This window comes from Bradyrhizobium cytisi (assembly GCF_008123515.1).
Taxonomy (GTDB): Bacteria; Pseudomonadota; Alphaproteobacteria; order Rhizobiales; family Xanthobacteraceae; genus Bradyrhizobium; species Bradyrhizobium cytisi.
The window spans coordinates 48,208-67,894 of record NZ_VSSR01000045.1 but is presented as its reverse complement, the minus strand read 5'-3'; the positions used below and the strand labels follow the sequence as shown (position 1 = coordinate 67,894).

General features: G+C 64.3%; 21 protein-coding genes. 15 read left to right on the top strand and 6 right to left on the bottom strand.

Features of this window, described 5'->3' with window-relative positions:
• Window positions 1-14 precede the first annotated feature (14 nt).
• Window positions 15-428, top strand: coding sequence for a VOC family protein (locus tag FXB38_RS27220; protein ID WP_148754017.1), 414 nt, complete (start codon window positions 15-17; stop codon window positions 426-428).
• Window positions 429-502: 74 nt separating this feature from the next.
• Here the strand turns inward: FXB38_RS27220 and FXB38_RS44900 are convergent, their stop codons facing one another.
• The 4 genes from FXB38_RS44900 to FXB38_RS27200 form a co-directional block, all read right to left on the bottom strand.
• Window positions 503-658 carry a hypothetical protein gene (locus FXB38_RS44900; RefSeq protein WP_347340241.1) on the bottom strand — a complete coding sequence of 52 codons (156 nt, stop codon included), beginning with the start codon at window positions 656-658 and terminating at the stop codon, window positions 503-505.
• A 626-nt stretch (window positions 659-1,284) separates the two neighbouring features.
• On the bottom strand, window positions 1,285-1,797 hold the full coding sequence (locus FXB38_RS27210) for a hypothetical protein (RefSeq protein ID WP_246230175.1): 513 nt from the start codon (window positions 1,795-1,797) through the stop codon (window positions 1,285-1,287).
• A gap of 117 nt (window positions 1,798-1,914) precedes the next feature.
• The gene (locus FXB38_RS27205; protein WP_148754015.1) at window positions 1,915-2,352 is read right to left on the bottom strand and encodes a hypothetical protein; all 438 of its coding nucleotides are present in this window, start codon (window positions 2,350-2,352) and stop codon (window positions 1,915-1,917) included.
• A gap of 172 nt (window positions 2,353-2,524) precedes the next feature.
• On the bottom strand, window positions 2,525-3,313 hold the full coding sequence (locus FXB38_RS27200) for an SDR family NAD(P)-dependent oxidoreductase (protein ID WP_148754014.1): 789 nt from the start codon (window positions 3,311-3,313) through the stop codon (window positions 2,525-2,527).
• A 203-nt stretch (window positions 3,314-3,516) separates the two neighbouring features.
• On the opposite strand from FXB38_RS27200, the gene FXB38_RS27195 reads away from it, so the two are divergent.
• The 4 genes from FXB38_RS27195 to FXB38_RS27180 all read left to right on the top strand — a co-directional run bounded on the left by FXB38_RS27195 (window position 3,517) and on the right by FXB38_RS27180 (window position 5,840).
• On the top strand, window positions 3,517-3,921 hold the full coding sequence (locus FXB38_RS27195) for a YciI family protein (RefSeq protein ID WP_148754013.1): 405 nt from the start codon (window positions 3,517-3,519) through the stop codon (window positions 3,919-3,921).
• Between the two features lie 59 nt (window positions 3,922-3,980).
• A complete protein-coding gene (locus FXB38_RS27190) occupies window positions 3,981-4,346 on the top strand; it encodes a YciI family protein (protein ID WP_148754012.1) in 366 nt (121 codons plus the stop codon).
• A 127-nt stretch (window positions 4,347-4,473) separates the two neighbouring features.
• Window positions 4,474-5,226 (top strand): TetR/AcrR family transcriptional regulator, encoded by a 753-nt coding sequence (locus FXB38_RS27185; RefSeq protein ID WP_148754011.1) that lies wholly within the window; start codon window positions 4,474-4,476, stop codon window positions 5,224-5,226.
• A 119-nt stretch (window positions 5,227-5,345) separates the two neighbouring features.
• Window positions 5,346-5,840 (top strand): DUF2852 domain-containing protein, encoded by a 495-nt coding sequence (locus tag FXB38_RS27180; RefSeq protein ID WP_148754010.1) that lies wholly within the window; start codon window positions 5,346-5,348, stop codon window positions 5,838-5,840.
• Window positions 5,841-6,235: 395 nt separating this feature from the next.
• Here the strand turns inward: FXB38_RS27180 and FXB38_RS27175 are convergent, their stop codons facing one another.
• Entirely contained in the window at window positions 6,236-7,399 is a 1,164-nt protein-coding gene (locus FXB38_RS27175; protein WP_148754009.1) for an acyl-CoA desaturase, read from the bottom strand.
• Window positions 7,400-7,870: 471 nt separating this feature from the next.
• Here FXB38_RS27175 and FXB38_RS27170 point away from each other — a divergent pair, with 471 nt between their 5' ends.
• Window positions 7,871-8,581: an SDR family NAD(P)-dependent oxidoreductase gene (locus FXB38_RS27170; RefSeq protein WP_148754008.1), complete on the top strand. Its 711-nt coding sequence runs from the start codon at window positions 7,871-7,873 to the stop codon at window positions 8,579-8,581.
• 40 nt (window positions 8,582-8,621) lie between these two features.
• Here the strand turns inward: FXB38_RS27170 and FXB38_RS27165 are convergent, their stop codons facing one another.
• A complete protein-coding gene (locus FXB38_RS27165) occupies window positions 8,622-9,140 on the bottom strand; it encodes a DUF2231 domain-containing protein (RefSeq protein ID WP_148754007.1) in 519 nt (172 codons plus the stop codon).
• A gap of 399 nt (window positions 9,141-9,539) precedes the next feature.
• Between FXB38_RS27165 and tolQ the strand changes: the two genes are divergently transcribed.
• The 9 genes from tolQ to tilS all read left to right on the top strand — a co-directional run bounded on the left by tolQ (window position 9,540) and on the right by tilS (window position 19,677).
• Window positions 9,540-10,256, top strand: a complete 717-nt coding sequence (gene tolQ / locus FXB38_RS27160) for a protein TolQ (RefSeq protein WP_027532430.1) — start codon at window positions 9,540-9,542, stop codon at window positions 10,254-10,256.
• Between the two features lie 43 nt (window positions 10,257-10,299).
• Window positions 10,300-10,752 carry a protein TolR gene (gene tolR / locus FXB38_RS27155; RefSeq protein WP_148754006.1) on the top strand — a complete coding sequence of 151 codons (453 nt, stop codon included), beginning with the start codon at window positions 10,300-10,302 and terminating at the stop codon, window positions 10,750-10,752.
• Between the two features lie 4 nt (window positions 10,753-10,756).
• The gene (locus FXB38_RS27150) at window positions 10,757-11,716 is read left to right on the top strand and encodes a protein TolA (protein ID WP_148754005.1); all 960 of its coding nucleotides are present in this window, start codon (window positions 10,757-10,759) and stop codon (window positions 11,714-11,716) included.
• A gap of 23 nt (window positions 11,717-11,739) precedes the next feature.
• Window positions 11,740-13,107 (top strand): Tol-Pal system beta propeller repeat protein TolB, encoded by a 1,368-nt coding sequence (gene tolB / locus FXB38_RS27145; RefSeq protein ID WP_187435174.1) that lies wholly within the window; start codon window positions 11,740-11,742, stop codon window positions 13,105-13,107.
• A 245-nt stretch (window positions 13,108-13,352) separates the two neighbouring features.
• Complete coding sequence (locus tag FXB38_RS27140; RefSeq protein ID WP_148754003.1) at window positions 13,353-15,689, top strand: putative bifunctional diguanylate cyclase/phosphodiesterase; 2,337 nt, start codon at window positions 13,353-13,355, stop codon at window positions 15,687-15,689.
• A gap of 169 nt (window positions 15,690-15,858) precedes the next feature.
• Window positions 15,859-16,587 (top strand): N-acyl amino acid synthase FeeM domain-containing protein, encoded by a 729-nt coding sequence (locus FXB38_RS27135; RefSeq protein ID WP_148754002.1) that lies wholly within the window; start codon window positions 15,859-15,861, stop codon window positions 16,585-16,587.
• A gap of 253 nt (window positions 16,588-16,840) precedes the next feature.
• Complete coding sequence (pal, locus tag FXB38_RS27130) at window positions 16,841-17,329, top strand: peptidoglycan-associated lipoprotein Pal (RefSeq protein WP_148754001.1); 489 nt, start codon at window positions 16,841-16,843, stop codon at window positions 17,327-17,329.
• A 184-nt stretch (window positions 17,330-17,513) separates the two neighbouring features.
• On the top strand, window positions 17,514-18,533 hold the full coding sequence (ybgF, locus tag FXB38_RS27125; RefSeq protein ID WP_187435173.1) for a tol-pal system protein YbgF: 1,020 nt from the start codon (window positions 17,514-17,516) through the stop codon (window positions 18,531-18,533).
• A 70-nt stretch (window positions 18,534-18,603) separates the two neighbouring features.
• A complete protein-coding gene (gene tilS / locus FXB38_RS27120) occupies window positions 18,604-19,677 on the top strand; it encodes a tRNA lysidine(34) synthetase TilS (RefSeq protein WP_148753999.1) in 1,074 nt (357 codons plus the stop codon).
• Window positions 19,678-19,687 lie beyond the last annotated feature (10 nt).

Below are 19,687 nucleotides of genomic sequence, written 5' to 3'. Positions count from 1 at the left end.
AGAGGAGAGAAACGATGCTCAATCCCTATCTGTTCTATCAGGACAATTGCGAAGCGGCATTCAACTTCTACGCCAAGATCTTGGGCGGCAAGATCGACGCCATGATGCGGGCGTCGGACGCGCCGTCGGACATGCCCGCCGCGCCCGGCCGCGAGAAGACAATTATGCATGCGCGGCTGTCGCTGCCCGACGGTAGCGTGTTGATGGCCTCAGACTCGCCGCCCGAGCATGTTCAAAAGCCGCAGGGCTTTTCGATCTCGGTCACGGTCGCGGACCCCGCGGAGGGCGAGCGCAAGTTCAACGCGCTTGCCGACGGCGGCACCGTCACCATGCCCTTCAGCAAGACGTTCTGGGCCAAGGGCTTTGGCATGTGCGTCGACAAGTTCGGCATTCCCTGGATGGTGAACTGCCCCGCCGAAGGAATGTGAGCGCAACGCCCGGCTGATTCCCTAGGCTGCCGCTTCCTCTCTCGATTGTCTTGAGAGAGGGAGCGCGCGCCTCGTCAGCGGATCGATCCGGTCACGTCCTCTCCCGGCGGCTGCGTCACGCAGCTGCGGCAGATCACGAGCTTCGAGCCGAGTTGCCTGTCGTTCTCGGCCTCGATCTCGTCTTGCACGGCCCACCATGCGTCGGAATAGGGACGCAGCCTGGCCAGCACCCGTTGCCGCTCAACATTGGGATCGCTCTCAGGTGCTGAGTGATTCGCAAGGCGGCGTTTTGTGACAGCAGAACGATTGGGATCCTGACCGAGTCCGTCCCACGCGATCGGACGACGCTCCGCCGCCGGCGCGCTTGCGCATCCCGCGAGCGCTGCGCAAAAACTGAGCAAGACGAGAATATGTCGAGCCATGCCGAACCTGCCGTGCGCTACGCCACGCAAATCCGCGTGGAAAACTTTGCATCGCGACGCTTACCCGGGACTTAAGGGAAAACGACGACACCGGCATGGCCGAAAGGAGATTCGTGCGCTCGATTCACTTTGCGAGAACAGCGCGAGCGGGTTTGTGACATGAAGCGAATTGCATCGCACAACAACTGGCGCAAGATTAGGCTGTGAACTTCGCGCCCGAATCGCTAACTTTGTTCACAATACCTACAAATCAGGGTGGGGCGTGACTTGGAAGGGAGCGACCGATGGCGGCGGCGCTACAAATCAATTTTGCTCTGTGGGGAATGCTGATCTGCGCCAGCGTGAAGCTCGCGCCGGTGGTGCAGGTCGTTTTTCAGTAGACGGCCACGGCTCCCTGTGCACTGCGTATGGTTGTCGGCGCATGACGCCATGCATCAGCTGATGAACAGCGCGATCAGCATGAAGCTCATGCCCACCGCGACCATCATGGGAACAATAAAGTCGCGCTGACGTGACGGTCGTCGCGGCAACGGCCTTCGTCGTCGCGGCGTCTCACTCACGTGCGCAGCCGGCTCCGACGGCGCGAGCGAGACCTTGGCGTCCGAGCCGGTGTACTTGACGTACAACTCGAGCAGCCGCAGTTCCGACGTCAGGTCGATCAGGCCCTCGCGGTCGCGCCGCGACAGCTCCTCGAATTCGAGGGTTTCTTCGGAGCTCAGCGGGCCGAGGACGATCCGTCCCTGATCCGACAGGCGATAGCGAAAATCGATGGACTCCATATGGATGCTATTTGAAAATGACCGATCTCGAAAAAGTGGAACCACCATATTCCGCCGCCGCTGCTGGGATATGACGGTCCCGCAGCCATCGCGAGCCGGGTGGGTCTCGGTCTGGCCTGCATCATCATAGGCGCTGGGAAAAAGCTGGAAACCGCGTAAATTGTGCACGCGTTGCGAAGCACCTAAGCGGATTTCGCTCCGGGAGGGCCGAAATCGCCGGGAATTGCCTAATCGTCGGACAGCGGAGGATTCATCGCGGTCACACCGCCGCCTGCAACCGAATTGTCATCGGCAGCGCGGATAGATCGCGGCGAGGTCGCGCCCCTTCAGTAACAGCAACCGCGAGGTGAGGCCGCCGCGACGGCTGATCCAGTCGCGAACGGGGCCCGGATATGCCGCAAGCACGGCTTCGGATGCTTCCGGCTCAGCATAGAAGAGGCCGCGCCGGTCGACCGAACGCGCGGCATGGAAACCGAGCACGGCGCGCTTGGTGACGCAGATGCGTTCGCGCGGCACGATGCTGAGCACCAGCGTGCAGGCCGACAGGCAGGGACCGTCGATCACCACGCGGTCGCCGCTCTCGCGCACCTTCTCGAACAGATCGAGGAACGGCCCGACCTCTCCGCCGGGACTCTGGATGATGCGGATCTCGGCCCTGGCCGGGACAGAAGCGAGCAGGGCGGTTGCGAAGATCCAGGCTTTGACGAATGCAATGCGTCGCATGAAGTCTCCACCAACTCGGTTCCGCGGTCCGGTAGGGTGGGTTAGCACTGCGGCTGCGCGAAGCGCAGTCCCGCTGGCGTAACCCACCACTTTTGTCGCCGCGTGAGAAGAGGTGGGTTACGCCGAGCAGATGCGCATCGCGCATCTGCAGGGCTAACTCACCCTGCGAGATTTACCCGTTCCGCCGTTCGCCGCGCAGCGTCGGCAGGCCGATGCCGGCAGCATCGAAGCCGCCATCGACGGCCAAAATTTGGCCGGTGATGTAGCTCGCACGCTCCGAGCACAGGAAGAAGATCGCTTCCGCGAGCTCCTCCTCCAGGCCGTAGCGGTTGAGCGGGATGGCGTCGTGATAGTCGGCGCGGATTTCCCTGGTGTGCACCTGCTTCGCCATCGCGGTGTCGACCGGCCCTGGTGCGACCGCATTGACGCGGATGTTGAGCGAGGCGAGCTCGACCGCGAGCTGCTTGGTGAGGTGCGCAAGCCCGGCCTTGCTGGTGCCGTAGGCCGAGCGCAGCGTCGAGGCGCGCACGGCTGAGATCGAGGTGATGTTGACGATAGCGCCGCCGCCTTGCTCGCGCATCAGCGGGGCGGCCGCCTTGGTGCAGAGGAACGGGCCGGTGAGGTTGACCGCCATGATCCTGTTCCAGTCGGCATCGCTGGTCTCCAGCACCGGCGCAAACATGGCCACGCCGGCATTGTTGACGAGCGCATCGAGCCGGCCGAAGCGGCTCATGATAGCGGCCATTGCAGCTCCCACGGCGGCGGCGTCCGACACATCGCAGGTGATCGCCAGCGTATTGTCGGGATTGTTCAACGCCGCTGTCGCGCCAGCCTGCAGCTCTCCCTCGATATCGAGCAGCACCACGCGCCAGCCTTCGGCGAGAAAGCGCTTCACCGTCGCCAGCCCAATCCCGCGCGCGGCGCCGGTGATGAGGGCAACTTTGGCGGGGGAGGAGGTCATGACGTGGTCCTTTGCTCGGACCCGCGGCATGACAGTTTAGCCGGTCCCGCGCAAGGGATCCACGATGAGCGATCAGAATATGGGGCCAGCGCCGCAATGACCTCCGAATAATTTTCACGGCCCTGTCTGCTTGGTAAAAGCTCGTTCGTCTTACCAGGGAGCGCGGGCCATGCGGCCCGCTTATGTCCTCAATGAGGAACCGCATGCGATTCATGATGCTGATGATCCCGCTCGGCTACGAGACCGCGCCGGCGGATGTGCAACTCGATCCCGAACGCGTCGCCGCGATGATGCGCTACAACGAGGCGCTGAAGGATGCCGGCGTGCTGATCACGCTGGACGGCCTGCATCCGCCGTCGACGGGCGCCCGCGTCTCGTTTGCGACCGGCGTGCCTATCGTGACCGACGGCCCCTTCACGGAGGCCAAGGAAGTGCTGGGCGGCTACTGGATGATCGAGGTCGGCTCGCGCGAGGAGGCGATCGCCTGGGCGAAGAAGTGCCCGGCCTCGGCCAATGAGATCATCGAGATCCGCCAGGTGCAGGAAATGTCCGACTTTCCGCCGGAGGTGCAGGCGGCCGCCGCCGGTTTCGACGATCTGAAGACCTAACCACGGCGGTCGCGCCGGAAGCGCGGCTGTCGTCCATTCATCAACATGGGAGAGAACCGATGAGCGCCGAACACAAATTTCTCGCCGTCTACCTCGGCAGCATGAGCGGGTCGAAAATGGCGGCCTGGAACGCGCTTCCCGAGGCCGAACGGAAGGCCAGGGAGCGCGAGGGCATGGCCGCCTGGCATGGCTGGGTCGAGAAGCACAAGGACGTCATCGTCGAGATCGGCGGTCCGCTCGGCAAGACCCGCAAGATCGATGCGAGCGGCATCACCGAGGTCAGCAATGCGCTGACCGGTTTCACGGTGGTGCGGGCTGCCTCGCAGGAGGCTGCTGCAAAACTGTTCGAGAACCATCCGCACTTCGCGATCTTTCCCGGCGAGGCCGTCGAGGTCATGCCCGTGCTGGCCCTCCCGCAGATGTAGGTCCGAGAACGTCGTGTCCGGGCGCGATGCTGCCGCATCGGCCCTGGCCTGACCGTGGAAGTACGGGTTGATCAAGCCCCATCGCCGCTAGTGACCTTGACCGCCGGCTCATGTAAAGGTCGTTCACATGAGCTGGCGCAAGGAGCAGGGCCGCGCCGAGCGCGGCTATCACCACGGCAATCTGAAGGAAGCCCTGTTGCAGGCTGCCCTCGGGCTGATCGCCGAGAAGGGCGCGGCCGGCTTCACCTTCGCCGATGCCGCGCGCATGGCCGGCGTCAGTGCTGCCGCGCCTTACCGGCATTTTCGCGACCGCGACGAGCTGCTGTCCTCGATCGCCCAGCGCGGTTTTGAGCAGTTCGAATCGCGTCTCACGGCAGCCTGGGACGACGGGCGCCCCGACACCGTCACCGCGTTCGAGCGGGTCGGCCGGGCCTATCTCGCCTTCGCCCGCGAGGAGCCGGCTTTCTACAACGCAATGTTCGAATCCGGCCTGCCGGTCGATGCCAATGCAGCGCTGCAGGCCGCAAGCGAGCGCGCTTTTAACGTTATTCGCGCTGCCGCGGAGCGGCTGGCGGCGCTCGCCCCGCCCGACACGCCGCGTCCGCCGGCGATGATGATGGCGCTGCACATCTGGTCGATGGCGCATGGCGTGGCCTCGCTGTTCTCGCGTGGCGATGCCGCGCGCCGAAAACTGCCGATGTCCCCGGATGAGCTGCTCGAAGCCGAGCTGCTGATCTATCTGCGCGGCCTCGGCTTCCCGACCGACCGCCGGCCGCAGGCGAAAAGCGCAGAGCCGCCGCCGGTGCCGCCGGAGGCATCCTCCGGTTCTGGCGTGCCGCCCGGCGGTGCTCCAGCTGGTCCTTGGGGCAAGCCGAAATAAAGTTGCGCAAATAATTCCGCGGACCTGTCGGGCCGCCGGCTTGACAAAATCGCGGGATGGTCTAGCTATGTAAATGTTATTTACATTCACAACGGCAGATGCCGTGATGGAGAAGGGAAATGGCCTACACCGCTGATGTCAATCGCTGGCGCGGCCCCTCGGACCAACAGCAACAGTATGAGCGGCCCCACATGCTCGATACGCCATGGCATCCCGGCTGGATTGCCGTGACCATCCTCGGCTTCATCATCTGGTGGCCGATCGGACTCGCCCTTCTCTTTTTCACACTCGGGAGCAGAAGAATGTCGTGCTGGAGCAACCAGGATCGCTGGCAGAACAAGATGGAGCGGATGCAGTACAAGATGGACCGCATGCGCGGCCGCATGGAGCGCCGTGGTTTCGGCTTCGGCTTCGGCCCGCCGTCCTCCGGCAACCGTGCCTTCGACGAATACCGCACCGAGACGCTGCAGCGGCTCGAGGAGGAGCAGGTCGAATTCAAGAACTTCCTCGATCGTCTGCGCCACGCCAAGGACAAGGAAGAGTTCGACCAGTTCATGGCCCAGCATAAGACCCGTCCGACCCCGCCGCCGCCGACCGACCAGCCGCAAGGCTAAGCCCGGGGCCGACACCTCTCAAAGCCTTCAGGCGCATGCCCCCAAAGTCCTGATGGCCCGAGCCGCCCGCCTGCGCATCCCGCAGGCGGGCGGTTTGGTTTTAACGGCCGGCTAGAACCTGGATCCCTTCATCCGGCACTAAGACTTGCGCGCGCCGTCTCATTGAGGCGCGCTGCTGATGTCTGGATGGCGCTTATGGACCTCGCCACCCGCCTATTGCTCGGCGTGACCGCCTTCGCGGTGCTCGGCTATATCAGCTTCGTTTATGGCAGCTGTGCCGTCGATCCCGACTGTCATCTCCGACCTGCGGCCGCCAGGTCTGCGGTGTCGTCCACAGCCACGCTCAGGACCGCGCGGCGCCATAGAACCCCTTCCCACGCGGCCCCGCGAGCTTCTCAGCGCACTGTCACGAGCTGCGCGCGGACCGACGTCAGGAAGTGCTCGTAGGCGTGGTCGACGATCTCGTTGAGTGATCGGGTCCGCGCGAACATCGCCTTGGCTTCAGCGAGAAACTCGTCGCGGGTCGGAATCCTCGGCAGATGCAGGTGTGTCAGCGCATCGACGCCGTCATGCGCACGATCGAGGATGTCCTGCAGCGTCGGCAGTTGCAACGCGGCCAGTTCGGCCCGCTGTAGCGCGGACGAGATCGCGTGCGCGAGAGCGTGCGCATCGAACCGCCCGGCAAGCTCGCGGGCCGCACGATTGATGACACGTGCGCCAAGCGGCTGCTCGTTGCGTAGCACCAGCTCGGGTGGCGTCTTCATGTTCCAGACGATTCCGAACCAGGACAGCACCTTCAGGACGTAATAGGTCACGTCAATTTCCCACCAGCGAAAGCCTTGTCGCACGCTGCTCTGGTAGGCGTGGTGATTGTTGTGCCAGCCCTCGCCCAAGGTAAGCAGCGCCAGCAGCCAGTTGTTGCGGGAATCGTCGCCCGTCACGTAGCGCTTGCGTCCATGCACATGCGCGAGGGAATTGATGCAGAAGGTCGCGTGATAGACCAGCACCGTGCTCCACACGAAACCGACGACCAGACCCGACCAGCCCGCAACCAGGAAGCAGAGCACCGCAAGCGCAACGGCCGGCAGAAGCTCAAGCCGATGCAGCCACATCAGCTCCGGATAGACCGCGAGATCGCCGACTTTCACCAGGTCGGTCGTGTCGTGCCGCCGGTCAAAGATCCAGCCGAGATGGCTGTACAGGAACCCGCGCTGACGCGGTGAATGCACATCGTGCTCAGTATCGGAATGCAGATGATGGTGCCGATGCTTGGCCGCCCACCACAACACGCTCTTCTGCGCGGTGCTTTGCGCAAGCCAGGCCAGGATGAACTGAAACACCCGGCCGGTCGCAAAGGCCTTGTGCGAGAAATAGCGGTGGTAACCTGCGCCAATTCCAAACATCCGCACGACATACAGCGAGCCGCAGATCGCGAGGGCCTGCCAGGTGACGCCCGACCAGATGGCCGCAATGCAGCCGAGATGGACCAGCAGGAACGGCACGGCGGAGGGGTACATGATGTCGTCGTGTTGGTCGTCGGTGGGCGCGTTGGGCGACATGTCTAGGCGTGACCTTGGGTGAGGGGTCTCGTGTCGGCAGCGAGGGCCGCCGGGTACGAAAAACCCGCGGATGGCTGACCACCGCGGGGTCTCGAAAAGAGATGCTTTTGCGTCAACATCCCCCGGCCAAAGCTGCGTCGGCCGACAATTCAAGGATTATATGGTCCCGGATGCCTGGCTTGCAAGCACGTAGCCTCACGGGGACCTGCGGCATGGTGCTCGGATAGCGACAGTTCCGCTGACGTGGCGTGGCGCGCGGCTTGCCCACGGCCTATATTCGATCTGTACGTAAAGTACCGGAGGCGGCGATGATGGCGGCTGCGACGGCGACCAACAACAGTCTCTGGCAGACGATACGCGACCAGGCGCAGCGTGCGACGAACTGTCCCGACCCTGCTTCTGCGGCGTGAGCCATTCACCCCAGCCTGAGCCAGTCACCTCCTCATCAGCGTTCAATCGTCGGAGCGTGCAATGAAGACAGCAATCGTGATCGGCGTCGGACCGGACCGCGGCCTTGGCGCCCAGCTCTGCAAGCGTTTTGCTGCCGAGGGGCTCAGAGTGATCGTCGCGGGCCGGACGCCGTCGGCGTTGCAGGCGGTCGTGGACGACATCGCAAAGGCCGGCGGTGTGGCCACGCCTGTCGTCGCGGACGCGACCAAAGAGAGCGACATCACCGCCTTGTTCGATGCCGCCGGCGAAGACCTCGACCTCGCGATCTACAACGCCGGCAACAACACGCCGGGAAAGATCATCGAGATGGACGCCGATTATTTCGAGAATGCCTGGCGCGTGGTCTGTTTCGGCGGCTTTCTGTTCGGCCGCGAGGCGGTGCGCCGCATGGTGCCGAAGAAGACCGGCACATTGCTCTTCACCGGCGCCAGCGCCTCGCTGCGCGGACGCTCCGGCTACGGCGCGTTCAACTCGGCCAAGGCAGGCGTGCGCACGCTGGCGCAGGCCATGGCCAAGGAATATGCGCCCGACGGCATCCATGTCGGCCATGTCGTGGTCGACGGCGCGATCGCCGGCGACAAGATCTTCTCGCGCTTTCCCGACGCCGCAGGCCGCGAGGACAGCCTGATCAGCATCGCGGGCATCGTCGATGCCTTCGAATTCCTCTACCGCCAGCCCGAGCGGGCCTGGTCGTTCGAGCTCGACGTCCGGACCTCGAAGGAGAAGTGGTGAGGGACCGGGCTTGCGGTTCTGCCGTTGACGTCCCGCTCGCTCAAGCCGCGCGCCGATGGCTCTCGCCGCCATGGTGCGGCGTGACCGGCTCCGAACTGGTCTGGCCCGGGGCGTCCACGACGGCAACGTGATGCCGGTAGACCATCTCCCAGCCCTTCCATCCCGTGAACAGGAGGATACCGACGACGATCGGCGAGAGCACCACGCCCCACGGCTTGATCGCGGCCTCGGCGCCTTGCGCGTAGCGGAGATAGAAATTGATCAGGGCCAGCACGACCGCGGTGAGATTGCCGGCCATGTGGTACCAGGCATCGTTGAGGTTGCGAATGCGGGAATCGCTCAAGAAGTCGGTAAAGCCGGCGACGGCGGCAGCCAGCGCCATGACGATACCGGCGCCGATCAGCCACATTGCGGCCCTGGCCCAGAAGCCGTCGCCGGTTCCAATGAAGGCCAGGTCCGCGATGGGCGCGGCGACCAGGAAGGCCACAGGAAACGGGATGAGCATGGGGTGGAGCGGGTGCTCGCCGATGGCGGCGGTCGTCTTGGGGTTGATGGTCATGGCAAAACCTCGCCAAAAATGAACGTCCGGATAATCCACCGGGGCGAGAGCTGGTTCCTCCAAGCCGTGGTGTGAGCAACCGCCGCGCCCGCAGCTTGCCAAACCGCTGCATTGCCTACCTTTCTCGCAGCCAAATGCGGTCCCGGTAACTCCGCATTAACCATCGTCGGGGTCAGGTAAAAGCCGGTAAGTCGCGCCCAAAGGCTTAGTCGAGGCCCTTAGTTTTGACATCTTGGCGGGGAATGCAGGCGACGGCTTTGGACAAGCCCCTGCACCCCAGAAAGACAAGGCTTTGAACGGGCTTGCCGGCCGCGCCGGTGCTAGCGCGGCTGTTGGGGAACCGGCCGCCATTCGGCTCACCGGGGCATAGGTAACGATCGCCTTGAGAGGATACTGCTGATGAATCCGGCCGACGTGGCTCAGTCCGCCCTTCCGGTTGCCGCCTCCGCCGACGTGTCGCTGATCGCGCTGTTCTGGCAGGCTCACTGGATCGTGAAATGCGTCATGCTGGGCCTGCTGTCCTGCTCGGTCTGGGTCTGGGCCATCGCGATCGACAAGATCTTTCTTTACGCGCGCACCCGGCGTTCGATGGACCGGTTCGAGCAGGCGTTCTGGTCCGGCGAGTCGATCGAGGAGCTTTATCGCACGCTCTCGGCCAAGCCGACCCATTCCATGGCGGCCTGTTTCGTCGCCGCGATGCGCGAATGGAAGCGCTCTTTCGAAAGCCACGCCCGCTCGGTCGCGGGCCTGCAGATGCGCATCGACAAGGTCATGAACGTCTCGATCGCCCGTGAGGTGGAACGGCTGGAACGCCGGCTCCTCGTGCTCGCGACCGTCGGCTCCGCCGGCCCCTTCGTCGGCCTGTTCGGCACGGTCTGGGGCATCATGTCGAGCTTCCAGTCGATCGCGGCGTCGAAAAATACCTCTCTGGCTGTGGTGGCGCCCGGCATCGCGGAGGCGCTGTTTGCGACCGCGGTCGGCCTTATCGCCGCCATTCCTGCCACTATTTTCTACAATAAGTTCACCTCCGAGGTGAACCGGCAGGCCCAGCGGCTCGAGGGCTTCGCTGATGAATTTTCGGCCATTCTGTCGCGTCAGATCGACGAGCGGGGCTGACGGACGGTATGTATAGTGTGAAGGCGAGATTGGGCACCAAGCCATGGGCATGAACGTAGCCAGTTCGTCCGGAGGCGGCGGACGCCGCGGCCGGCGCAAGCCGGTCATGGCCGAGATCAACGTCACGCCGATGGTCGACGTGATGCTGGTGCTGCTCATCATCTTCATGGTGTCGGCGCCGCTCTTGACCGTGGGCGTGCCGCTCGACCTGCCGCAGACCCAGGCCAAGAGCCTCGACCAGAACGACCAGAAGCCGCTGCAGATGTCGGTCGACATCAAGGGCAAGGTGTTCATCAACGACGCCGAGGTGGCGCTGACCGATCTGATCCCGAAGCTGAAGGCGATCACGGACGCGCGCGGCGGGCTCGAGGAACGCATCTACCTGCGTGCCGACAAGAAGGCGGATTACGGCACTGTGGCGAGGGTGATGGGCTTGTTGTCGGGCGCGGGCTTCAAGAAGCTGGCGCTCGTCACCGAGGCGGATCAGGGGTCCTAAGCCGGTGAAGGTGAACGTCGACAAGACACTCGTTGCGTCGATTGCCCTCCACGTCCTCGTGTTTGGATGGGGGTTAATCACCTTTAGCAGCAGCGCTTTCGCACCGGCGGAAGAGTCGCTTCCGATCGACATCATCTCTAGCGATCAGCTGGCGCAAATCACCAATGGGCAGAAGACCGGCAAGAAGGAAGAGCCGAAGCCCAAGGTCGAGAAGATCGCCGAGGCCAAGCCCGAGGAAGACGCCGTCGGCAAGGTCACCGAGAAGAAAGAGCTGATCAAGACCAATTCGACGCCGGAGCCGCCGCCAAAACCCGTCGAGAAGCCGGTCGAGAAGAAGCCCGAGCCGCCGAAACCCGTTGCCGAGGCCAAACCAAAGGAAGAGCCGAAGCCGGAAGAAAAGAAGCCTGATCCGGCCAAGGAAGATCCGATCGCCGAGCTCCAGAAGAAACTGGAGACAAAAAAGCCGCCGCCCAAGCCGCCGCAACCCAAGGTCGCGGCCGTGCAGCCGCAGCAGCAGCCAAAGCCCAAGGAACGCACGTTCGATCCTGCACAGATTGCTCGCGACCTCGACAAGCGCGATTCGACGCGGCACGAGCTCACGGGGACAGCGCTGAACGCGTCGGCTTCCCTTGGGTCGACAACCGGAACCGCCAACAACAACGTCGCGACCTGGCGGGGCGCGTTCATGACGGCGGTCAGACGTTGCTTCAACTCCACGTACAACGGGCAGGACGCAGATCAGTATGCGGCTGACATCGACATTCCCATGAAGATCGACGGAACGCTGGCGTCAGAGCCGATCATCGTTGCGGTGAGGGGACCGTCGCGGTCGATTGCCCAGGCCATTGCCGAAAGCGCGAAGCGTGCCATCGTGCAGTGTCAGGTCTATTCGTTCTTGCCGAAGCAGCAGTACGAAACCTGGAAGAAGATCGAGACGACTTTCACCCTCAACGATACGCTGTGATATCCGAACAAAAGAATTTTCCGATGAATGACGTCCGACCGATCAACCGCCGCCGCTTCATGACCCTGACCGGATCGGGGCTTGCGATGCTCGGGGGCGGACGTGCCTTCGCCCAAGCTCCGCAGGGGCGGCTCCGCATCGATCCCACGGAGTTTCGTCCGATCCCGATCGCGATCACCGGTTTCGTGGCGGGCTCGCCAGCCGACGGCGATGTCAGCAACGGCGTCACGCAGGTCATCACCAACAATCTGAAGCGCTCGGGCCTGTTCGCTCCGATCGACCAGGCCGCCTTCATCGAGCGCATCAGCAACATCGACGTCGCGCCGCAATTCCAGAACTGGAAGACCCTCAACGCGCAGGCTCTCGTCACCGGCCGCATGACGCGGCAGCCGGACGGCCGGCTCAAGGCCGAATTCCGCCTGTGGGACGTGGTCACCGGCCAGCAGCTCGCCGGCCAGCAATATTTCACCTCGCCGGAATATTGGCGCCGGATCGCCCACATCATCTCCGACCAGATCTACGAGCAGATGACCGGCGAGAAAGGCTATTTCGACAGCCGCGTCGTGTTCGTCGACGAGTCCGGGCCGAAGGAGCGCCGCGTCAAGCGGCTCGCGATGATGGACCAGGACGGCGCCAATGTGCGCTATCTGACACGTGGCGCCGACCTCGTGCTGACGCCGCGCTTCTCGCCGAACTCGCAAGAGATCACCTATATGGAGTTCGGCCAGGGCGATCCGAAGGTCTATCTGTTCAACATCGAGACCGGCCAGCGCGAGATCGTCGGCAATTTCCCGGGCATGACCTTTGCCCCAAGATTCTCGCCGGACGGCCAGCGCGTCATTATGAGCCTGCAGCAGGGCGGCAATTCCAACCTGTTCGTGATGGATTTGCGCTCGCGCTCGACCACGCGCCTCACCGACACGCCGGCGATCGACACGTCTCCGTCCTACTCGCCGGACGGCACCCGCATCTGCTTCGAGTCCGATCGCGGCGGCAGGTCGCAGATTTATGTGATGGCGGCGGGCGGCGGACAGGCGCAGCGCATCTCCTTCTCCAAGGACGACAACAACGCCACCTACTCGACGCCGGTATGGTCGCCGCGCGGCGATTACATCGCCTTCACCAGGCAGGGCGGCGGGCAGTTCTCGATCGGCGTCATGAAGCCGGACGGCTCCGGCGAGCGGCTCCTCACCTCCGGCTATCACAATGAGGGCCCGACCTTCTCGCCGAACGGCCGCGTGCTGATGTTCTTCCGCGACCCCGGCGGCAATGGCGGGCCGTCGCTGTTCTCCGTCGACATCTCCGGCCGCAACGAGTTGAAGGTGCCGACGCCGGGCTTCGCCTCCGATCCGGCGTGGTCGCCGCTGCTGTCCGCGACTGCAGGTCAATAGATCGCGCGCGTCCCGCAACGCGCGATGTTTTTCGAAAAGAAGCGCCGATTTTTCGGGTTTCTGCGTGCGCGGCAAGCTTTCATTCACCTTGAGCCCGGCAAGGCTTGCCTAGTTGCTTGATATTCCAGCAGAAACAGTTTCGCTATTGCCGAAAAACAACTCGACTTTAACGATGTTCCCTCAGAAAGGCTTCATCTGGTCTGGGTAAAAGTACCCGTCAAACAGGACGCGCGTACAAAACCAAAATGCAGTTCGCAAACCAGACCGGAAAATCCGATCGAGGACAGACGGCGCCCCCGGTGTCGGCGGCGCTGAATGATTCCCTGTTCGAAGCGCCCGGTCCGCTGCTTGCGGGTATCGTCTTCGTCGCCATCGGGGCCGCCATCACGGCGCTGAGGACCGGACAAAACCTGACCTGGGCGACGGTGGCACTGATCATCCTGGCCGGAGCTCTCCGGTTGTTCGATCTGCGACGCTTCCTGCCGCGCAAAGCCACCCTGACCGCCGAAGAAGCCGTGCTCTGGCAAAGGCGCTATCTGATCGGCGCGCTGATCCAGGCCGGTGCGATTGGAACGTGGTGCGGGCTCGCTTTGGTGAGCACTGACGACGCCGTCGTCCACATGATCGCCCTCTCCATCACCACCGGGATCGTCGGAGGAGGCGCTGGACGAGCCTACGGACGGCCGTCGATATACCATCTGCAGGCCGGCCTGATGTTCGGTCCCGCCGTCATCGCGCTCGCGTCGCACGGTACGCCCTACTACATCGCCATGGCCCTCGTGAGCGCCGCATTCCTGCTGGCGATCATGCAGCTCTCGGCCAATCTGCACAGAATATTCATGCGCGCGGTCGTGGCTCGGGAGCGCGAAGCGGCGCTTGCGGGCCAGTTCGATACCGCCCTGAACAACATGCCGCACGGTCTGTGCATGTTCCGCGTCGACAGGCAGCTCGCGGTGATGAATCACCGCTTCAGCGAGATGCTGGACCTCCCCAGCGATCTCGCCCGGAACGGCATCAGCGCGCGTGATATCCTGGCCGCGTGCGTCAGCTCAGGCTCGATCTCGGCCGCGAGCGGCGAGATGATCGTCACCGAGATCGAGAATTCGCACGCGAACGAGATCGTGACCGTCGATCCGGACGCGGAGAGAAATCGGTCATTGTCCTGGACGGTCCAGCCGATGGCCGACGGCGGCGCAGTGCTGCTGCTCGAAGACGTGACCGAGCGGTGCAATGCCGAGGCCAAGATCACCCATCTTGCCCGTTACGACGAATTGACCGCGCTCCCCAACCGCGTCCATTTCCGCAACGAGATCGATTCCTTGCTGGCGGCCTCGCGTCATTCCGACCGGCTCTCCGCGCTGCTGTTCGTGGACCTCGACCAGTTCAAGCAGGTCAACGATACGCTCGGTCATCCCTGCGGCGACCAGCTGCTCTGCGCGGTGGCCAACCGGCTGCGCGAGATGCTGCGGCCGGAGGATTTCGTCGCCCGCTTCGGTGGCGACGAGTTCGTCGTGTTCCAGCAGAACATCAATGCGGCCGAGGATGCCGCCAGCCTTGCCCGCCGCATCGTCGAACGGCTGAGCGAGCGCTACCGCATCGACAATCATCTGGTCGAGATCGGCGCCAGCGTCGGCATCGCGCTGACCTCGCCGGAGGGCGTCAGCGCCGACACGCTTTTGAAGAACGCCGACATGGCGCTCTACCGCGCCAAGGCCGACGGCCGCGGCACGTTCTGCTTCTTCCGCGACGAGATGGCGGCCACCGTCGAGGCCCGGCGCATCCTCGAGCTCGACCTGCGCAAGGCGCTCGCCAACGAGGAGTTCGAGCTGTTCTACCAGCCGCTGGTCAATCTGAAGACCGGCAAGATCTCCACCTGCGAAGCGCTGCTGCGCTGGAATCATCCGGTGCGCGGCACGGTCTCGCCGGTCGACATCATCCCGGTCGCCGAGGACATGGGCCTGATCGTCGATCTCGGTCGCTGGATCTTGCGCCGCGCCTGCATGGAATGCATGAAGTGGCCGGATGGCGTCAGCGTCGCCGTCAACTTCTCGCCGCAGCAATTCCACCAGCGCGACGTGCTGAGCGAGATCCGCTACGCGCTCGAAGTCTCGGGCCTGCCCGCGCACCGCCTCGAGATCGAGATCACCGAATCCTCGCTGCTGCGCAATACCCAGCTCACCCATGATATCCTGTCGCAGCTGCACGCGCTCGGCGTGCGCATCTCGCTGGACGATTTCGGCACCGGCTATTCGAGCCTCAGCTACCTGCACAACTTCCCGATGCAGAAGGTCAAGATCGACCGCTCCTTCCTCGAGGGCATCGACACCGACCGCCCGCTGACGCTGCTCCGCGGCGTGGCGCGGCTGTCGGCCGACCTCGGCATGGCGGTCGTCGTCGAGGGCATCGAGACCAACGAGCAGCTCGAGCTCGTGAGCGCCGACGGCACGGTCTCCGAAGGGCAGGGCTACCTGTTCAGCCGGCCCGTTCCGGCGGTCCGGATCCGTCAATTGCTCGACGCCTCGCATGGTCGCCGCATCGGAGACGCTCAGATCGTCTCGATCTCCTCGCGGTCGTTTGGCTAGCGTCGCGCTCCCGGCCGTCGCCATTTCCTCCATGTTTCCCTGTATTTCCCCGGAGTTTTGCGGGCGATGATCCTTAACCCTAACGGTTCGAACCCTTTGCAATTCGGTTAAGGAGTCATTAATCTCGCCCACACTCGCGGAAGTTGCCCTGAGTGGGCGGGAGTATGAGATGAAGTCAGGAGCCGAGCCGCGCGCGCCGCTCGAAATGCGAGGGGCGGGGTTGTTCGACCGCCTCGACTATCGCCTCATCGAAACTCCCGAGGACCGTGATGCCGTCTACGCGATGCGCTACAGGGCGTATCTGCACGGCGGGCTGATCTCACCATCGGCATCTCAACGGATCATCGACACTTACGACGATGCACCCAACGCCTGGATCTTCGGGATCTATCTCGACGGAGAACTCTGCAGTTCTCTGCGCCTTCACGTCCTGACGTCAGAACGGCGGATGTCCTACACCACGGAATTGTTCGGCGATGTTCTCAACTCTCGCCTCGATCGAGGCGAAGTTTTCGTCGATCCCGCGCGTTTTGCAGCAGATCCGGACACGAGTCAGCGGTTTCACGAGCTCCCTTATCTGACGCTGCGGCTGGCCTATCTCGCCTGCGATCATTTCAATGCCGATCTCGGACTGGCGATGGTGCGTACCGATCACCAGGCGTTTTATCGCCGGATCTTCCTGCATGAGACCCTCACCGAGCCGCGTCCGTTCCCGGGCTGGCATTCGAGGAAGGTGGTCCTGATGGCCTCCGATTTCGCAAAACTCCGGGAGCGGGTCCTGACCCGCTTTCCCATCATGCGCTCGAGCGCCTTTGAGCGAAGGATGCTGTTCGACCGTGCCGCCCAGACCCAGGCCGTGTCCCGGCCGGTGCTCGTTCCGGCCATTACCGTGGCCTGATCGGGCCACGCCGGTTCCCGCCGGAGTCCCCGCGCCCAAAATTCCAGCGGAGCCGGGGATTTTGCCGGCTAACGCGGCTTGCCTTCACCCTCGCGCCACATTTACAACCCATTAACCACAATGGGTGCTTTTCGCTGGTTGGGGGCATTTGACCGGCTGAGGCAAGGTTCCGTCAAGGTTGACGGAACGTTCGCTTAACCAACCCCCTGTAGACCGGACAGCAGTGGACGAACGTGAGCGTGGAGGCTCCGGAATGAAATATCCTATGCGTATCCTCCAGGGATTGAAGCTGGCCGCGGTGCTTGCCATCGCTCTGTCAATGGGCGCCTGCGCCAACAAGAACGTGGGTATGGACGCGAATGCGAGCGCGGCGACGCCGGGCAGCCAGCAGGACTTCGTCGTGAACGTGGGCGACCGCGTGTTCTTCGAGAGCGACCAGACCGATCTGACCCCGCAGGCGATCGTGACGCTGGAGAAGCAGGCGCAGTGGCTGCAGACCTATCCGCGCTACTCCTTCACCATCGAAGGTCACGCCGACGAGCGCGGCACCCGCGAATACAACATCGCGCTCGGCGCCCGCCGCGCCCAGTCGGTGCGCTCGTTCCTCGCCTCGCGCGGCATCGATGCCAACCGCATGCGCACGATCTCCTACGGCAAGGAGCGCCCGGTGGCCGTGTGTAACGATATCTCCTGCTGGTCGCAGAACCGTCGCGCCGTGACCGTGCTGAACGCGAGCTCCTGACACTTAGTCAGCAGCCGTTCATCTTTGGAAACCGAATATGCCGGCGCCCTCTCGGGCGCCGGTTTCGTTTCAGCGATCTGTGACAGAAACCCCGTGGTGCCAGTCACATTTTTGGCGTACTGCCTTTCAAAGTGTGGCGCGTCGCATGTTCCGTCGCAGATTTTGTTTTCGTCGTCAGGGCAAGATGTCATCCAAATTCAAGGCAATTAACGGCACCGTGGCGATCGCCGCGCTGCTCTCTTTGTGCTCGCCCGTATTCGCCCAGTCGGACGACGGCGACCCCGAAATGCGGATCGAGCGGTTGGAGAACCAGCTGCGCCAGCTCACCGGCCAGAACGAAGAGCTGCAATATCGCAACCGCCAGCTCGAAGACCGGCTGCGGGCGCTCGAGGGCGGCGCGCAGGGCACACCCGGACAGGTGCCGGCACAGCCTAACGCCGCGGCCGTGCCGCCGGCCCAGGTCGCGCCGGCCTATCGCCAGCAGCCTCCGCAGCAGCAGCAGACCGCGCAGCCGAATTACGAGCAGCCGCAGATCGCGGCTCCCGCGCCGATCGTTCAGGAGCAGCCGGGCCCCGGCGCGCCCGGCATGCGCCGCCGTGGTGATGCGTTCGACCCGAGCCAGACACCGAATGCGCCCGGCGCGCCGCGCGCGCTCGGTGGCGGTCAGCAGCCGATGCCGGCGGGGGCGCCGCTCGATCTCTCCAACAACGGCGGGCGCTATCCGCAGGCAGCGGCACCGGCCCAGCCCGGCTCTCCACCGGCGCAACAGGGTTATCCGCCGCAAGCCGGCGGCACCGGGCTCGCGACACTGCCGCCCTCGGCGACGCCGCGCGACGAGTTCGACCTCGGCATCGGCTACATGCAGCGCAAGGACTACGCGCTCGCCGAGCAGACCATGAAGAATTTTGCGGCGAAGTATCCTGGTGACCCGCTGCTCGGCGACGCGCAATACTGGCTCGGCGAAAGCTATTTCCAGCGCCAGCAATATCGCGATTCCGCCGAAGCCTTCCTCGCTGTCACCACCAAGTACGACAAATCGGCCAAGGCGCCGGATGCGCTGCTGCGGCTCGGCCAGTCGCTCGCCGCGCTGAAGGAGAAGGAAGCCGCCTGCGCCGCCTTCGGCGAGGTCGGCCGCAAATATCCGCGCGCCTCCGCCGGTGTCAAAGCCGCCGTCGATCGCGAGCAGAAGCGGGTGAAGTGCTGAGGCGCCGCACCACACGCTGACAAGGTGGATCGTGCTGCGCTAAACGGTCTGACGATTGCCAGGCAGTGTCATGTCCGACGACGACAATTCTCCGATCTCCGCACGCGCGGCGAAGCGGCTCTTCGCCGAGCTGAAAGCTGCCCCCGCACTGGTGCTCGCGGTCTCCGGCGGGCCCGACTCGATCGCGCTGATGTGGCTCGCCGCGCGCTGGCGGCGCAGCCTCGCGCGCGGCCCGGAGCTCACCGTCGTCACCGTCGATCATGGCTTGCGGGCAGAGGCGGCGCGCGAGGCGCGCGAGGTCAAGCGGCTCGCCTCTGAGCTCGGATTGACGCACCGGACCCTGCGCTGGCGCGGTGCAAAGCCGACAACGGGATTGCCGGCGGCAGCGCGCGAAGCCCGCTACCGCCTGCTTGCGCAGGCCGCGCGCTCGGCCGGCGCGAGCCATGTGCTGACCGCCCACACCCGCGACGACCAGGCCGAGACCCTGTTGATGCGGCTGCTCCGCGGCAGCGGCATCGCCGGGCTGTCGGCGATGGCGCGCCTTTCGACGCGCGACGGCCTCGTGTTGGCGCGCCCGCTGCTCGACGTGCCGAAATCGCAGCTCATCGCGACGCTGAAGCGGGCCAGGATCGGCTTTGCGGACGATCCCACCAACCGCGACGCGGCCTTCACGCGGCCGCGGCTGCGGGCGCTGCTGCCGCAGCTCGCAGCCGAGGGCGGCGACGCCCGCACGCTGGTCCGTCTTTCGGCGCGGCTCGCCCGGGCGAACGCGGCAGTCGAGGTGCTGGCCGACGGCGCCGAGCGCTTCCTCCGTTTGCGGGATCGCGGCGATGCGCCACAGCCGGGCGTTCGCAGCTTCGAGGCTGCGGCCTTCGCGAGCCTGCCGGAAGAAGTCCGGCTGCGGCTCCTGCTGCGGGCTATCGACGCGCTCGGGCATGAGGGCCCGGCGGAACTCGGCAAGGTCGAAACTCTCTTGGCCGCGCTTGATCAGGCCATTGCAGTGGGCGCCCGTGCATCCAGAAATGGCCGTCCCATCCTGAAGCAGACGCTGGCGGGAGCCTTGATCAGCCTTGCCGGAGGGCGTATCCACGTCGCGCCGGCGCCGGTCCGGCGGCGCAGAGGGGCGCAGAAGAGCGGATCATGACACCGGCCGT

What these genes read in the sequence shown, in the direction of transcription:
- FXB38_RS27220 (WP_148754017.1), top strand. Translation starts at nt 15, where the DNA reads ATGCTCAATCCCTATCTGTTCTATCAGGACAATTGCGAAGCGGCATTC.
- FXB38_RS27205 (WP_148754015.1), bottom strand. Translation starts at nt 2,352, where the DNA reads ATGCGACGCATTGCATTCGTCAAAGCCTGGATCTTCGCAACCGCCCTG.
- FXB38_RS27200 (WP_148754014.1), bottom strand. Translation starts at nt 3,313, where the DNA reads ATGACCTCCTCCCCCGCCAAAGTTGCCCTCATCACCGGCGCCGCGCGC.
- FXB38_RS27195 (WP_148754013.1), top strand. Translation starts at nt 3,517, where the DNA reads ATGCGATTCATGATGCTGATGATCCCGCTCGGCTACGAGACCGCGCCG.
- FXB38_RS27190 (WP_148754012.1), top strand. Translation starts at nt 3,981, where the DNA reads ATGAGCGCCGAACACAAATTTCTCGCCGTCTACCTCGGCAGCATGAGC.
- FXB38_RS27185 (WP_148754011.1), top strand. Translation starts at nt 4,474, where the DNA reads ATGAGCTGGCGCAAGGAGCAGGGCCGCGCCGAGCGCGGCTATCACCAC.
- FXB38_RS27180 (WP_148754010.1), top strand. Translation starts at nt 5,346, where the DNA reads ATGGCCTACACCGCTGATGTCAATCGCTGGCGCGGCCCCTCGGACCAA.
- FXB38_RS27175 (WP_148754009.1), bottom strand. Translation starts at nt 7,399, where the DNA reads ATGTCGCCCAACGCGCCCACCGACGACCAACACGACGACATCATGTAC.
- FXB38_RS27170 (WP_148754008.1), top strand. Translation starts at nt 7,871, where the DNA reads ATGAAGACAGCAATCGTGATCGGCGTCGGACCGGACCGCGGCCTTGGC.
- FXB38_RS27165 (WP_148754007.1), bottom strand. Translation starts at nt 9,140, where the DNA reads ATGACCATCAACCCCAAGACGACCGCCGCCATCGGCGAGCACCCGCTC.
- tolQ (WP_027532430.1), top strand. Translation starts at nt 9,540, where the DNA reads ATGAATCCGGCCGACGTGGCTCAGTCCGCCCTTCCGGTTGCCGCCTCC.
- tolR (WP_148754006.1), top strand. Translation starts at nt 10,300, where the DNA reads ATGGGCATGAACGTAGCCAGTTCGTCCGGAGGCGGCGGACGCCGCGGC.
- tolB (WP_187435174.1), top strand. Translation starts at nt 11,740, where the DNA reads ATGAATGACGTCCGACCGATCAACCGCCGCCGCTTCATGACCCTGACC.
- FXB38_RS27140 (WP_148754003.1), top strand. Translation starts at nt 13,353, where the DNA reads ATGCAGTTCGCAAACCAGACCGGAAAATCCGATCGAGGACAGACGGCG.
- FXB38_RS27135 (WP_148754002.1), top strand. Translation starts at nt 15,859, where the DNA reads ATGAAGTCAGGAGCCGAGCCGCGCGCGCCGCTCGAAATGCGAGGGGCG.
- pal (WP_148754001.1), top strand. Translation starts at nt 16,841, where the DNA reads ATGAAATATCCTATGCGTATCCTCCAGGGATTGAAGCTGGCCGCGGTG.
- ybgF (WP_187435173.1), top strand. Translation starts at nt 17,514, where the DNA reads ATGTCATCCAAATTCAAGGCAATTAACGGCACCGTGGCGATCGCCGCG.
- tilS (WP_148753999.1), top strand. Translation starts at nt 18,604, where the DNA reads ATGTCCGACGACGACAATTCTCCGATCTCCGCACGCGCGGCGAAGCGG.